Source organism: Burkholderia sp. SRS-25 (assembly GCF_004343765.1).
Taxonomy (GTDB): Bacteria; Pseudomonadota; Gammaproteobacteria; order Burkholderiales; family Burkholderiaceae; genus Burkholderia; species Burkholderia contaminans.
Map to the genome: position 1 here is coordinate 16,423 of NZ_PTXM01000023.1, position 14,234 is coordinate 30,656.

General features: G+C 68.2%; 12 protein-coding genes. 7 read left to right on the forward strand and 5 right to left on the reverse strand.

Features of this window, described 5'->3' with window-relative positions:
- Positions 1-317: 317 nt before the first annotated feature.
- From C5O79_RS29460 to C5O79_RS29470, 3 genes are all read left to right on the forward strand, one after another.
- The gene (locus tag C5O79_RS29460; RefSeq protein WP_047850121.1) at positions 318-842 is read left to right on the forward strand and encodes a metal-dependent hydrolase; all 525 of its coding nucleotides are present in this window, start codon (positions 318-320) and stop codon (positions 840-842) included.
- Positions 843-1,041: 199 nt separating this feature from the next.
- Positions 1,042-5,562, forward strand: coding sequence for a DEAD/DEAH box helicase (locus C5O79_RS29465; protein WP_131931973.1), 4,521 nt, complete (start codon positions 1,042-1,044; stop codon positions 5,560-5,562).
- 135 nt (positions 5,563-5,697) lie between these two features.
- On the forward strand, positions 5,698-6,972 hold the full coding sequence (locus tag C5O79_RS29470) for an amino acid permease (protein ID WP_131931975.1): 1,275 nt from the start codon (positions 5,698-5,700) through the stop codon (positions 6,970-6,972).
- A gap of 162 nt (positions 6,973-7,134) precedes the next feature.
- On the opposite strand, the gene C5O79_RS29475 is transcribed toward C5O79_RS29470, so the two are convergent.
- From C5O79_RS29475 to C5O79_RS29490, 4 genes are all read right to left on the reverse strand, one after another.
- Complete coding sequence (locus C5O79_RS29475) at positions 7,135-7,431, reverse strand: XRE family transcriptional regulator (protein ID WP_011658604.1); 297 nt, start codon at positions 7,429-7,431, stop codon at positions 7,135-7,137.
- 72 nt (positions 7,432-7,503) lie between these two features.
- Positions 7,504-7,863 carry a type II toxin-antitoxin system RelE/ParE family toxin gene (locus tag C5O79_RS29480; protein WP_046547613.1) on the reverse strand — a complete coding sequence of 120 codons (360 nt, stop codon included), beginning with the start codon at positions 7,861-7,863 and terminating at the stop codon, positions 7,504-7,506.
- A 110-nt stretch (positions 7,864-7,973) separates the two neighbouring features.
- Positions 7,974-8,960, reverse strand: a complete 987-nt coding sequence (gene pcaQ, locus C5O79_RS29485) for a pca operon transcription factor PcaQ (protein ID WP_131931977.1) — start codon at positions 8,958-8,960, stop codon at positions 7,974-7,976.
- 77 nt (positions 8,961-9,037) lie between these two features.
- A complete protein-coding gene (locus C5O79_RS29490) occupies positions 9,038-9,775 on the reverse strand; it encodes a helix-turn-helix transcriptional regulator (RefSeq protein ID WP_046547611.1) in 738 nt (245 codons plus the stop codon).
- Between the two features lie 120 nt (positions 9,776-9,895).
- Between C5O79_RS29490 and C5O79_RS29495 the strand changes: the two genes are divergently transcribed.
- The 3 genes from C5O79_RS29495 (at position 9,896) to pcaG (ending at position 12,050) form a co-directional block, all read left to right on the forward strand.
- The gene (locus C5O79_RS29495; protein WP_122477400.1) at positions 9,896-10,471 is read left to right on the forward strand and encodes a YiiX/YebB-like N1pC/P60 family cysteine hydrolase; all 576 of its coding nucleotides are present in this window, start codon (positions 9,896-9,898) and stop codon (positions 10,469-10,471) included.
- Positions 10,472-10,745: 274 nt separating this feature from the next.
- The gene (pcaH, locus tag C5O79_RS29500) at positions 10,746-11,453 is read left to right on the forward strand and encodes a protocatechuate 3,4-dioxygenase subunit beta (protein WP_006489685.1); all 708 of its coding nucleotides are present in this window, start codon (positions 10,746-10,748) and stop codon (positions 11,451-11,453) included.
- Positions 11,454-11,456: 3 nt separating this feature from the next.
- Complete coding sequence (gene pcaG, locus C5O79_RS29505) at positions 11,457-12,050, forward strand: protocatechuate 3,4-dioxygenase subunit alpha (protein ID WP_046547609.1); 594 nt, start codon at positions 11,457-11,459, stop codon at positions 12,048-12,050.
- Positions 12,051-12,509: 459 nt separating this feature from the next.
- Here pcaG and C5O79_RS29510 read toward each other — a convergent pair whose 3' ends face one another.
- Positions 12,510-13,289: a helix-turn-helix transcriptional regulator gene (locus C5O79_RS29510; RefSeq protein ID WP_046547608.1), complete on the reverse strand. Its 780-nt coding sequence runs from the start codon at positions 13,287-13,289 to the stop codon at positions 12,510-12,512.
- Between the two features lie 142 nt (positions 13,290-13,431).
- Between C5O79_RS29510 and C5O79_RS29515 the strand changes: the two genes are divergently transcribed.
- A complete protein-coding gene (locus tag C5O79_RS29515; protein WP_047850126.1) occupies positions 13,432-14,211 on the forward strand; it encodes an alpha/beta hydrolase in 780 nt (259 codons plus the stop codon).
- The last annotated feature ends 23 nt before the right edge of the window (positions 14,212-14,234 follow it).

The following is a 14,234-nucleotide window of genomic DNA, read 5'->3' on the forward strand; positions in this document are numbered from 1 at the left end:
CGGTTTCGTAGTATAGGGGGACAAAAAGGGTCGAACACGGGCGTGCAATGAAAGCGTATTCGTCATCGGCGCAAGGTCACGTAAAGGCTTCCGAACAGGTATGCGGATCGGTCGAAACGGCACGCGGTGTAGATCATCACGCAACGCACAAAAAACTGAAAGTTGCGAACTGCGCGGAAGACCACGTGCTACGTACAAAAAAATCTGCAAACGTCCCTCCCGCTGCACGGACCGATCTGCGAAGATAGCGCCCCGCTTTCGCGCTGCATCAATTTTTTCGTGCACGCACCGCTTCACCTTTCTTCGTCTCGCTTCCTATGGCATCACACAATGCGCATCATGCGTCCGGCTTCGCCGCCGGTGTCGCCGCCGCTGTCCTCGTCGCACAAACCGGCGCCACGGGCCCGTGGCACACAGGCATGCTCGCCGCATTCGCGGCGGGCGTCGCGGGCGGCACTGCGCCCGACTGGCTCGAAGTCGCATGGTGGAGCCGCAAGCGCCGCTTGTGGATCACGCATCGCACCGTCACGCACTGGGGCATCGGCTGGATCGCGCTGCTGGCGCTCGGATGGCACGGGCTCATCCATCATCCGCATCCGCTATGGGCCGCGCCGTTGTTCGGCTTCGCATGCGGCGGCATCATGCATCTGCTCGCCGACTGGCCGAATCCGCTCGGCGTGCCGTGGATCTGGCGGCGCCACTCACTGAACCTGTGGAACAGCGGGCATTGCGACCTGATCGTCGTGGCCGCCGCATGGGGCGGCACGCTGTGGCTCGCGCAGTCGTTGTGGTCGCGCGCGCCGCTGCTCGAACAGTGGCTCGGCTGGCTGCATCGCGTCTAGTTGCAATTCGTCACCATTCGACGCGCGATCGGCATGCCGACGCGCATGCAACTTTTCGTTCGTTGAAAGTGCGATGCACGCCCCCATCTGAATCTGGATCGCCGACACACCTGCCCGGCACGCGCGCGCGACGTCTGGCACACTGGCGATTCGATTCGCAAGCGCGCTCCGCGCGCTTGCACCCCATTTCAACGCTCCGATGGACGTCACAGCTACCCGCCCTGCCGCCAGTGCGCTCGACGTGTTCCACCCGGCCGTCGCCGCGTGGTTCCGGCGCACGTTCGCCGCGCCCACCGGCGCGCAGGCGCTCGCTTGGCCGCACATCAAGGCCGGCCGCTCGACGCTCGTTGCGGCGCCGACCGGCTCCGGCAAGACGCTCACCGCCTTCCTGTGCGCGCTCGACGATCTGGTGCGCGATGCGCTGGCGCACGACGGCACGCTGCCCGACGCGACGCTCGTCGTGTACGTATCGCCGCTGAAAGCGCTGTCGAACGACATCCACGTGAACCTCGATGCGCCGCTCGCCGGCATCGCCGAATCGCTCGCGCAACTCGGCCTGCCGGTGCCGGCGATCCGCACCGCCGTGCGCACCGGCGACACGACGCAGGCCGAACGTGCCGCACTGCGCAAGCGCGCGCCGCACATCCTCGTCACGACGCCCGAGTCGTTGTACGTGCTGTTGTCGTCCACGTCGGGGCGACAGATGCTGTCGAACGTGCGCTCGGTCATCGTCGACGAAATCCATGCGCTCGCATCATCGAAGCGCGGCAGCCATCTTGCGCTGTCGCTCGAACGTCTCGACGCGCTGGCCGGCCATGCGCTGCCGCGTATCGGTCTGTCGGCCACGCAAAAGCCGATCGACGCGGTCGCGCGCTTCCTGGTCGGCGGCCCGGCTGACGCGCCGCGCGACTGCACGATCGTCGACACGGGCCACACGCGCGAGCGCGACCTCGCGCTCGAATTGCCGAACGTGCCGCTCGAGCCCGTGATGGCAACCGACGTGTGGGAGCAGGTGTACGACCGCATCGCCGGCCTCGCGGCTGCGCATCGCACGACGCTGGTGTTCGTCAACACGCGGCGCACCGCCGAGCGCATGGCGCGCCATCTCGCCGACCGGCTCGGCAAGGAAGCGATCGCCGCGCATCACGGCAGTCTCGCGAAGGAGCACCGCTTCGACGCCGAGCAGCGCCTGAAGCGCGGCGAATTGAAACTGCTCGTCGCCACCGCATCGCTTGAACTCGGCATCGACATCGGCGACGTCGATCTCGTCTGCCAGGTCGGTTCGCCGCGCGGGATCGCACCGTTCCTGCAGCGCGTCGGCCGTTCGGGGCACCATGTCGGCGGCGTACCGAAAGGCCGGCTGTTCCCGCTGTCGCGCGACGAACTTGTCGAGTGCGCCGCGCTGCTCGATTGCGTGCAGCGCGGCGAACTTGACGCGCTGCGCATTCCCGAAGCGCCGCTCGACGTGCTCGCACAGCAGATCGTCGCCGAAGTGGCGTGCGCGGAATGGCAGGAAGACGCGCTGTACGCGAGTTTCACGCGAGCAGCGCCGTACGCGCGGCTGACGCGCGAGCGCTTCGACGAAGTGATGAAGATGCTCGCCGAAGGCTTCACGAGCCGGCGCGGCGTGCGCGGCGCATACCTGCATCGCGACGTGGTCGGCGGCACCGTGCGCGGGCGCCGCAACGCGATGATGACCGCCACTACGTCGGGCGGCACGATCCCCGACATGGCCGACTACGCGGTGCTCCTCGAACCGCAGGGCATCCAGGTCGGCACGGTCAACGAGGATTTCGCGATCGAGAGCCTCGCCGGCGATGTGTTCCAGTTGGGCAACCAGTCGTACCGAATCATTCGCGTGGAAACGGGCCGCGTGCGTGTCGAGGACGCGCAGGGCCAGTCGCCGAACATTCCGTTCTGGCTCGGCGAGGCGCCGGGGCGCAGCGACGAGCTGTCGGCGGCGGTCGGCCGGCTGCGTGCGCGGCTCGACGGACTGTTCGCCGACGGCGACCGGCTGACGGCACGTGGCAAGCGCCGCGACGGCACCGGTGACGGGGCCGGCGGGAGGTCCCCACCTCGAACCGACGCCAAAGCCGGCGCGAATGCGAAGTCAACGGCCGGGACCAAGGCCGAAGCCTCGCTCGACCTGCCGCACGACACCGTTGCCCCCGGCACCGCTGAAAGCCGCCTCGCGCCGGCGTTGCGCTGGCTCGTCGACGATCTTCACCTGTCGCCCGACGCCGCGCACCAGATCGCCGACTATCTCGCGCGCACGCGCGCCGCGCTCGGCGCGCTGCCGACGCAGGACACGCTCGTGATGGAGCGCTTCTTCGACGAATCGGGCGGCACGCAGCTCGTGATCCATTCGCCGTTCGGCAGCCGCATCAACCGCGCCTGGGGGCTCGCGCTGCGCAAACGCTTCTGCCGCAGTTTCAACTTCGAGCTGCAGGCGGCCGCGACCGACGACGCGATCATCCTGTCGCTGTCGCTCGCGCACAGCTTCGCGCTCGACGAAGTGTGGCGCTACCTGCGTTCGGCCAGCGCCGAGCACGTGCTGGTCCAGGCCCTGCTCGACGCGCCGATGTTCGGCGTGCGCTGGCGCTGGAACGCGACGACCGCGCTTGCATTGCCGCGCTTCACCGGCGGCAAGCGCACCGCGCCGCAACTGCAGCGGATGAAGAGCGAGGATCTGCTCGCAACCGTGTTCCCCGATCAGGTCGCGTGCCTCGAGAACATCGTCGGCGAGCGCGAGATTCCGCATCACCCGCTCGTCGACCAGACGCTCGACGACTGCCTGCACGACGCGATGGACACCGATGGCTGGCTTGCGCTGCTGCGCCGGATCGAGAGCGGCGCGATCGAACTCGTCGCGCGCGACCTGCCCGCGCCGTCGCCGCTCGCGGCCGAGATCCTGAACGCGAAACCCTACGCGTTCCTCGACGATGCACCGCTCGAGGAGCGCCGCACGCAGGCCGTGCAGTCGCGCCGCTGGAGCGATCCCGAATCGGCCGACGATCTCGGCGCACTCGACGCCGACGCGATCGATGCGGTGCGCGACGAAGCGTGGCCACTCGTGCGCGACGCAGACGAAATGCACGACGCGCTGCTCACGCTCGCGTGCATCTCCGATCGCGAAGCACGCGAACACGAAGGCTGGCTCGACCGGCTCGCGGAACTCGCCGAACGCCGCCGTGCGACGAAACTCGTGACACCTGACGACGCCGTGCTGTGGGTGCCAGTCGAACGGCTCGTGTGCGTGCGTGCACTACATCCCGACGCGCGCATCGCACCGGCGCTCAAGGTGCCGGCCGCCTGTGCGCAGCCGTGGGAAGCCGATGCGGCGCTCGTCGACGTGATCCGCGCGCGGCTCACCGGCTTCGGGCCGCTTGCGCTCGACGCGATCGCGACACCGCTCGGCCTGCCGCCTGCGTCGATCGCGACGGCACTCGCGGCGCTGGAGCGCGAAGGCTATGTAATGCGCGGCCGGTTCACACCGGGCACGACGGTGGACGAATGGTGCGAACGCCATCTGCTTGCGCGCATTCATCGCTATACGGTGAAGCGGCTGCGCCGCGAGATCGAGCCGGTCGAGCGCGCCGATTTCATGCGCTTCCTGCTCCACTGGCAACACCTGACACCGGACACCCGCGGCACGGGCCGTGACGCACTCGCGGCCGTGGTCGAACAGCTCGAGGGCTACGAGGCCGCGGCGAGCGCCTGGGAAGACGCGCTGCTGCCCGCGCGCCTCACCGACTACATGGCGGGCGGCCTCGACGAGCTGTGCCGCTCGGGCAAGCTCGTGTGGACACGCATCGGCGCACCGGCCCGCGCGGCCGGCACACCCGTGAAGACGACGCCGATCGTGCTGCTGCCGCGCCGCCACCTGTCCGCATGGCAGGCGCTGCGCGATCCCGATGCGCAACCGGCGCTGTCCGCGCGGGCCACGCAGGTACGCGACACCCTCGCCGCGCATGGCGCGATGTTCTTCGATGCGCTGCTCGACGACCTGCACATGCTGCCCGTCGAACTCGAGCAGGCGCTCGGCGAACTCGTGTCGGCCGGCCTCGTGAATGCGGACAGCTACGCGGGCCTGCGTGCGCTGTTGAAGCCCGCCGTCAAGCGCAGCGCGACCTATGCGCCACGCACCCGGCGCGGCGGCGCGCTGATCGGCGGGATGGACGACGCGGGCCGCTGGGCACTCGTGCAACGTCACGCGCCATCGGACGATGCGCCCATGCCGAAACGCGGCCAGGCCGCGACCGACCCCGACGCGCTCGAACACATCGCGTGGACGCTGCTGCGCCGCTACGGTGTCGTGTTCTGGCGGCTGCTCGAACGCGAAGCCGACTGGCTGCCGAGCTGGCGCGAACTCGTGCGGGTACTGCAGCGCCTCGAAGCGCGCGGCGAGATTCGCGGCGGACGCTTCGTCGCCGGGCTCGCGGGCGAGCAGTTCGCGCTGCCGGAAGCGATCCCGATCCTGCGCGAACTGCGTCGCCAACCGGGCGACGGTCAGTACGTGTGCGTGACCGGCGCCGATCCGCTGAACCTCGCCGGCACGCTGCTGCCCGGCGACAAGGTGCCGGCGCTCGCCGGCAATCGCGTGCTGTTCCGCGACGGCGTGCCCGTCGCCTCGCTGGTTTCGGGAACATTCCACTACGCACTCGAGCTGTCGCCCACCGCGCGCGAGGATGCCCGCCTGCGACTCGCACGCCACTGGTGACATCGGCTGACACGCGACACCGCACGGACTACTGATCGCCGGGCCGCGCGGCCGCCGTCGTTCGGGTAGCATCGAACGATTTTCCGCGCGGGCGCCCGCGCTCGAACACGACAAGACTTCCGGAGACTGCTGTCCATGCCCTCGCATGTCGAATCACCCGCCGCTCATCACGCGGGCTCGCTGACCATTTTCCAGGGCGCCGCGCTCTATATCGGCGCCGTGCTCGGCACCGGCGTGATCGCGCTGCCCGCACTGGCCGCCGAGGTCGCGGGCCCGGCCTCGCTGCTCGCATGGGCCGCGCTGGTCGTGCTGTCCGGACCGCTCGCGGCCACCTTCGCCGCACTCGGCGCGCGCTATCCCGATGCAGGCGGCGTATCGACCTACGCGCGCCGCGCATTCGGACCGAAGGCCGCGGCAATCGTCGGCTGGTGCTTCTACTTCGCGGTACCGGCCGGCGCACCGGCTGCCGCCATGTTCGGCGGCGCATACGTCGCGGCCGTCACGGGCGGCGGGCACACGACGGTCATCGTCACGGCTGCCACACTGATCGCAACGGTGTCGGCCGCGAATGCATTCGGCGTCACCGTTTCGGGCCGCATGCAGCTCGTGTTGTCGGCGCTGCTCGTCACGCTGCTGCTCGCCGCGGTGCTCGCTTCCGCGCCGCATGCGCACACCGCGAACCTGCATCCGTTCGCACCGCATGGCTGGCTCGCGGTCGGCCAGGCTGCCGCGCTGCTCGTGTGGAGTTTCGCCGGCTGGGAAGCGATCACGCATCTCGCGGCCGAATTCCGTCGCCCCGCGCACGACATGCCGCGCTCGGCGGGAATCGCGGTCGTGGTGGTCGGGTTGCTGTATCTGTCGGTAGCGGCCGCGAGCGTGACGGTGCTCGGGCCTTCCGCGGGCGGATCGGGTGCGCCGCTCGCCGAACTGATCGCGGGCGGCATCGGCGGCCATGCGCAGGTGCTGGCCGCCGCGGCCGCACTGTTGCTCACGCTCGGTACGATGAACGCGTATTTCGCGGGCGCGGCGAAACTCGGCGCGGCGCTCGGGCGCGACGGCGCATTGCCCGCATGGCTCGCGCAAGGCAGCCAGGTCGGCGGCGTGCCGCGCCGCAGCCTTGGCGTGATCGCCCTGCTCGCAGTGGTCGCACTGGCTGCGACGACGCTGTCGGACGTCGGGCCGAAGCCGCTCGTGCTCGTCACCTCCGGGTGCTTCGTGATGGTGTACGGGCTCGGCGCGGCCGCCGCGCTGAAACTGCTGCCGCGCGGCGGCATCGCACACCGTTGTGCATGGATTTCGCTGGTCGCGGTGGCCGGGCTGTTCCTGACGACCGGCTGGTACATCCTGTGCCCGCTGATGCTCGCGGGCGGTGCGCTGCTCTATCTGCAGGTGGCCGCCCCGCGTCAGTGACCCGGCAACTGCGCGCGGGCCGACACTCGCCTGCTTGCGGCGACGCGCGGGCTGATCGTCACCGAACCGCTGGCCGGATTGCCGGCCACTCCGCCAGCCACTTCGCAGTGCGCATCACCCGTGAGGGCGCAGCCTCGGTCATGTGCCGATGCTTCGCGCCCGTCAGGCGGGCACCAGCTCGAAGCTGAGCCGTTTGCCGAGCGCGGTGGCCGCGCTCGCGAGCGTCGCAAGCGTGAGGCTCGTGTCGGTTTCGTCGAGCAGACGGTTGAGCGCGGCGCGGCTGGTTTTCATCCGCGCGGCCATCGCGGTTTTCGTGATGTGCTGCGCCTTCATTTCCTGCCCGATCTGCCAGGCGATCACGCGCTTGATCGCGGTGGCGGTGGCCGCTTCGAGATTGCCGTCCTCCTCGAGGAAGGTATCGAAATCGCTGCCGATATGCGGATTGTTCGTGGTCGTCATGGGTACTCCAGTGCATGGCGTTGCCGGTGGCCTGACCGTCGAAGACGGTGCGTTCCGGCGCAACCGGGGAATTCAGATGGCGCGCATCAGCGCTTTCAGGCGCGCGACGGTGACATCGAGATCGTCCGACGGCGTGGCCCGCGACTGCTTGAAGAAGCCGTGCAGCAGGACCATCGTGTCGCCGGCGACCGTAAACAGCACGCGGGCGCTCCGCCCCGGCAGCATCACGCGGATCTCCCACAGATCCTGCGCCATCTTCCGGACCAGCGGCATGCCGAGCGGCCAGCCGAGTTGAACGGTCTTGATCTCTTCGCCGATCGCCCTTCGCTCCGCTTGCCCGAGCGCCTTCAGCCATTCGCGCACCGGCTCGTTGCCACGAGCCGTCTGGAAGAACCGCACGCCGAGCGTGACCTGGATCTGCTGTCTCGTCATCGTCCTGACACCAATCGTACCAAAATAGGTACGATATGCCAAGCACCCTGCGGCCCGCTACTGACCGGATGGCCAATCCGGCAGCCGGGAACGCGGGGCGGTCCGCCGGCTCAATCGTCGCGACGAGCCGGCTTGCGCGCCGCGCGTGACGTCCCGCGTTCACCCGTCTCGCCGAACCGCGACCGCGCGATGTCGCGCACGGCATCGATCAGCGTCCGCGCGACCAGCGACGGCTGCGCATCGGTGCGCAGCACCAGCCCGACCGGCTCGTCGGTGCCTGCCGACGGCAGCGGCAGGCGTGCCAGCACCCCGGCCGACAGGTCATATTCGGCCGCATAGAGCGGCACGAACCAGACCGCGTCGTTTTCGAGCGCCAGCGCACGCGCGACCGATATCGACAACACCTCGATGAACGAATCCAGCGGCGGCACGCCGCAAGCGCCGAGCAGCTGCTCGGCCGACTGGCGGATCAGCGTGCCGAACGGCGGCAACACGACCGGATAGCGCGCAAGCTCGGCCGCCGGCGCCGCATTCGAGAGCAACGGATGCCCGGCGCGCACGACGGCGACGAGCGGCTCGTTGTACAACTGCTCGAACGCGAGCCCGATCATCCGCTCCGGCTCCGACAGCCGGCCGATCGCGCACTCGATCGCGCCGGACTTCAGGCGCTCGAGCAGATCGGCATTCGCGGCCGTCGCGATCCGCACCACGACGCGCGGCCAGCGCTCGGCAAGGGCCTTCATCAACGCGGGCGCGAGCGATGCCGCGACGGTCGGCAACATGCCGATTTCCAGCGTCGCCGCGGCAGCGCCGCCTTCGCGTGCAAGCAGCCCGACACCTTGCCGCAACGCCAGCACGCACGCGTTCGCGTGCGGCATGAACAGTTGCGCCTCGCGGGTCGGCTGCGCGCCCTGCCGGCCGCGCTCGAACAGCTTCACGCCGAGGATCGCCTCCAGTTCGGCGATCGTTTTCGAAACGGCTGGCTGCGTGATCGACAGGCTTTCGGCTGCCTTCTGCACGCCGCCCAGTTGGGCGACCGCGAGAAAGCACTGCAGGTGCCGGAACTTGACGCGGCCGTCGGCGATACGGTTATTCATAACGGGTGGTTATGCGATTGACGATGAAATGCCATTTTGCATAACTTTCCGGATAGCCCCAAGCACTCGACGATGCCTCACGCGTTGCGCCGCAGTGCCTGGAAACCGGCCGGCTCCCACATCCGCTTCGCGATCAGCAAGCTGGTGCCGCGCTTCTGCGCGAGGGGCGCGGACGACGATTCCGCATGCAGCGCGGCCGCCTTGCTGCGCAGCCGCCGCAACTCCAGTTCGAGCTCCGCGGAGGCGGCCTCCGTGAGCATCCCTTGCGAGAACGTCATCGTCTCGCCTTCCCCGTCGAAGCGGCTGTCGAGGAAATCGCCGAGCGCGTGCGCGTGGAAGTAACGGCGGATCGGGCCGCCGGGCAGCCAGTCGAAATCGCGCGCGACGCGCACGCGAATCCGGTCGCCCGGCAACAGCGCGACGACGTTCATCCGGTCAAGCATCAGCAGATATTTCACGCACTCGGCCTTCGTCACCTGATAGACCGACACGATGTCCTCCACGGTCCAGTAGTTGATCGCGCAGACGGCGACGAGCAGCAGCTTGTCGTCGGACACGAGCAGCGCCTCCTGCTGCTCGGTCAGCACGCGCAGCCTCGGCGCCGACGCGGACGCCTCCTGCACGAGTTCGGCCAGCGTATAGCCGAGCAGCTGAGAGATCTCCACGACGCGCTCCAGCGTGAAACGGCCGCTGGCGAACAGCCGCTTCACGCTGGTCTCGGAAACGTCGAGCGCACGCGCGACGTCGCGGTAGGTCATGCCCTGCGCCTTCAGCTGGCGCTTCAGCATGTCGATGAGTTGGGCGGTTTCGGTCATTTTGGTATCAAAAAGTGATGCTTAAGGTCAGATATTAGGCTACCTGCACACGCAGAAGCACACTTTCGGATACTTGTCTGCATAATCCGCTCCGTGCTGTCACTGAACGACGGAGCCGACATGACCACCCGAACCGAAACCGCTGCCTACGAATCGCATCACACCGCCCCGCGCGATGCCCGCGACACGGATCGCACGATGCCGCTCGCCACGGTCCGCACGCTGGCCGCCGGCGCGCACGTCGGGGATCTCGTGTTCATCCGCGTGCCGTCGAATGCGCCGCGCGACGCGTCAGGTGCGACGGGCGCGACGGGTGCGTGGGCCAATCGCTTCGGCATCGTCGTCGACACGTCGGGCGACGAGCCCGTGATCGCCGAATCCGCGTTTGCGTGGACGAAGCTCACGCCGCTGTCGCGCTTCGTCGCCAGGACCGACGGCGGTCGCATCGCGCTGGCCCGTCGCGTCGCGGCGCCGACCGTCGATGCGCAGCGTCAGGTGCACGCAACCACCGAACAACGGATCGACGCACTGCTCGGCAATCGTTTCAACCTGCGGACGCGGCGCGGGTTCTGCGCGGGCTACGTGAGCGATGTGCTCGGTGCCGACCGGAATGCGACGCCGGCCGCACTGCTGCGCAGCGGCACGCTGTCACTCGAATTCGACGGGATCGTGTTCGATCCCGGCCGCCAGTCATAACAGGCGCCCAGGGAGACCGGATAACAACAAGAACGACAACACAAAAAAGCAGCGACGGGCTGGCTGGAGGGCCGTGCACGGGGTCGTCACCGACGACGCGAAGCCCGATCGTTTTTTCCGCCGGACAGGCACCCTGTCCGGCGGAATTTTTCATTGGTGCGTCGAACATAACCAACGGTTATGCGATTCGCGAAAAAAGGTCATTTTGCATAACTTTCCGGATTGGCTAAAGTCGTGCCATCCACTTCGCGAAATACCTGACAGGAGACGCCCGATGGATTCCCCCACGATCCTCACGCCGCGCGACTGGCCGTCGCATCCGGCCTATGTCCACCCCGAGTACCGTTCGTCCGTGAAGCGCGGCCCGACGCGCCCGCTGATCCCGCTGAAGGAGAAGCTCCGCGACCAGTACGCACCCGTCTACGGCGCCGAAGATCTCGGCGCACTCGACCATGACCTGACGAAAAACGCCGTGAAGAACGGCGAGCCGCTCGGCGAGCGCATGGTCGTCACGGGCCGCGTGCTCGACGAAGGCGGCAAGCCCGTGCGCAACACGCTCGTCGAGGTGTGGCAGGCGAACGCAGCCGGCCGCTACGTGCACAAGGTCGACCAGCACGACGCACCGCTCGACCCCAACTTCCTCGGCGCCGGCCGTTGCCTGACCGACGACGAAGGCCGCTACCGCTTCCTGACGATCAAGCCCGGCGCATACCCGTGGGGCAACCATCCGAACGCGTGGCGCCCGAATCACATCCACTTCTCGCTGTTCGGCGATTACTTCGGCTCGCGTCTCGTCACGCAGATGTACTTTCCCGGCGACCCGCTGCTCGCGTACGACCCGATCTTCCAGGGCACGCCCGAGGCCGCGCGCGATCGCCTGATCTCGCGCTTCTCGATGGACATCACCGAAGAAGGCTATGCGCTCGGCTACGAATTCGACATCGTGCTGCGCGGCCGCGACGCTACCCCGATGGAGCGCTGAACCATGACGACGCTGAAGCAAACCCCTTCGCAGACGGTCGGCCCGTATTTCGCGTATGGCCTGTGCCCGCAGCAATACGACTACGACCTGAAGAGCCTGTTCACGCCGACGATCGCCGCGGCACACGCCGAAGGCGAGCACGTGCTGCTGGTCGGCCAGGTGTTCGACGGTGACGGCAACGTCGTCGGCGACGCGGTGCTCGAATTCACGCAGGTGGACAGCGCAGGCCGCTACCCCGCGTCGCGCGACGACATCGCGAAATCCGGCTTCACGGGCTTCGCGCGGGTCGGCACCGGCACCGATGCGCAGCAGCGCTTCGTCATCGAGACGGTGAAGCCGGGCCGCATCGCCGCCGGCGAAGCGCCGCACATCAACGTGACCGTGATGATGCGCGGGATCCTCACCCACGCGTTCACGCGCGTGTACTTCGACGACGAAGCCGCCGCGAACGCAGCCGACCCGGTGCTGAACGCCGTGCCGGCCGAGCGCCGCGCGACGCTCGTCGCGAAACGCGACGCGCAGCCGGGCCGCCCGGTGGTCTACCGCTTCGACATCCGCATGCAGGGGCCGGACGAAACCGTGTTCTTCGACGTGTGACGCGCGTGCCGGCGCACGCCGGCTTCGCTCGCTACCGCACCGCCGCGTGGCGCGATACCGACAGGCATCGCGCCACGCGGCGTTTTTCATGGTCCGCCGTCATCATTCGATGCTGCAGCGCATCCAGCCGCGTCGCGGGTGCCGACGGCCTTGCCACGGGCCTTCCGCCCCCGTATCGAACGCGCGATTGAAACGCATGCTGCGATAGCACACAAGTCGTTCGTCCGACACGATATCGTTTGCGCGTTATGCGGCGTATTCTTCGCTATCCGCAACGCTTCGATGAGATTGAATCGGAATAGGCAACAATTACGCATGTCATGCGCGACATCGTCCGGCAGGCTGGGCGCGCATTTTTTCTGACCGAGTGCCTTTAAACGCGTCTGACCGAAGTTGGCAGGCGCGTATTTTTTTGGCGGCAACCGGCAGACCGGCGTGCCGTGCGCCGCTTCCTTCCGGTTAGCGCCGAATCTCCAGATAGCGGCTCGGCGTATCGCCCAGAATGCGGCGAAAGGCCGACGTGAACGCGCTGGCGCTCGCATACCCGAGATCGAGGGCGACCCGCGTCACCGGCTGCCCGTCGCTCAGGCGTGCGATCGCCGCGAGCATGCACACCTGCTGGCGCCATACGGCAAAACTCACGCCAGTCTGCGCGCGGAACTGCCGCGTGAACGTGCGGCGGCTCAAGCCCGCGTCCGCGGCCACCTGGTCGAGATCGGCCGCGATCGACGGCGACGCGAGCAGGTGCCGGCACACCTTCGCCAGCCGTGCGTCGGCCGGCAGCGGCGCATGCAGCGACAGGCGCGGCATCGTCGCGATTTCCGCGACCAGCAGCGCCATCAGCTTGCCCGCGCGCCCGTCGACGTCGTACAGGGCCGGCAGGTCGATCGCATCGTCGATCAGTTGCCGCAGCAGCGCCGATACGCCATACACACCGCACTGCTCGGGCAGGCCCGCCTCCTGCGCGGCGTCGCCGGACACGAACGTGTTGAGCATCGTGACCGGCCCGGTCATCGTCATTTCGTGCCGCACGCCGGCCGGCACCCAGCACGCGCGCTGCGGCGGCACCAGCCAGCGGCCGTGCGGCGTCGACACGCTGATCGTGCCGCGCGACGCGAACGCGAATTGCCCGCGTCCGTGCGCGTGCTCCGGAAACGTCGTGCCCGCCGCATAGTCGTTTGCAGTCACGACCACGCTTCGCGGAATGTTTTCGTAGGGATCTAACAGCGTATTTCTCACGGCCCGAATTCCATCATCAATGACCCGATATCGAAGGCGGGTCTCCTTCGCGCGATCTACGATCCGCTCCACGCTTGCGCGACCTGACGGCCGCAAGACCCGTCGGCCTGACAGGCCGGATTACCACTGCATCGGAGCGGACATGCCGAATACGTTTCATCGCGTGGGGGACGGCCCCCACCCTGTTCTTGTACTGCCCGGCTGGTTCGGCGACGCCCACGCGTTCGAACCGGTCGAAGCGTGGCTGTCGCGCGAGCACTTCAGCTATGTATTCATGGACTACCGTGGCTACGGCCGCATGCGCGACGCAGCGGGCCACTTCACGATCGACGAGATCGCCGGCGACGCGCTCGCGCTGGCCGACACGCTCGATTTCGCGACCTTCAGCATCGTCGGCCATTCGATGGGTGCGATGGCGGCCGAGCGAGTCGCCGTCATCGCGCCCGAGCGCGTGCGCGCGCTGGTGCCGATCACGCCCGTGCCGTGCGGCGGCCTGCCGTTCGACGCGGAGAAACGTGCGCTATTCGAACGTGCCGCCGACCACGTCGCCGATCGCCGGACCATCATCGATCGCAGCACCGGCGGCCGGCTGCCCGCCTCCTGGGTCGAGTGGAAAGCCGCGTATTCGGCAGCCCGTTCTTCGTCGCCGGCGTTCGGCGCGTACTTCCGCGCGTGGGCCGATACGGATTTCGGCGACGAGATCGCCGGCATCCATCCGGTAAAGGTGCTGATCGGCGAGCACGATCCGGCGTTCGACGCGGCACTGATGGCCCGCACCTACCTGCGGCGTTACCCGCTCGCCACCGTCGACGTGCTGCGCAATGCGGGCCACTACCCGATGAACGAGACGCCGCTCGCGCTGGTCGCGGCGATGGAAGCGTTCCTGCTCGCCGTGACGGCGAACCCCGGCGGCAACGCCTGACGACGCGCGGCGCGCAAGCAGGA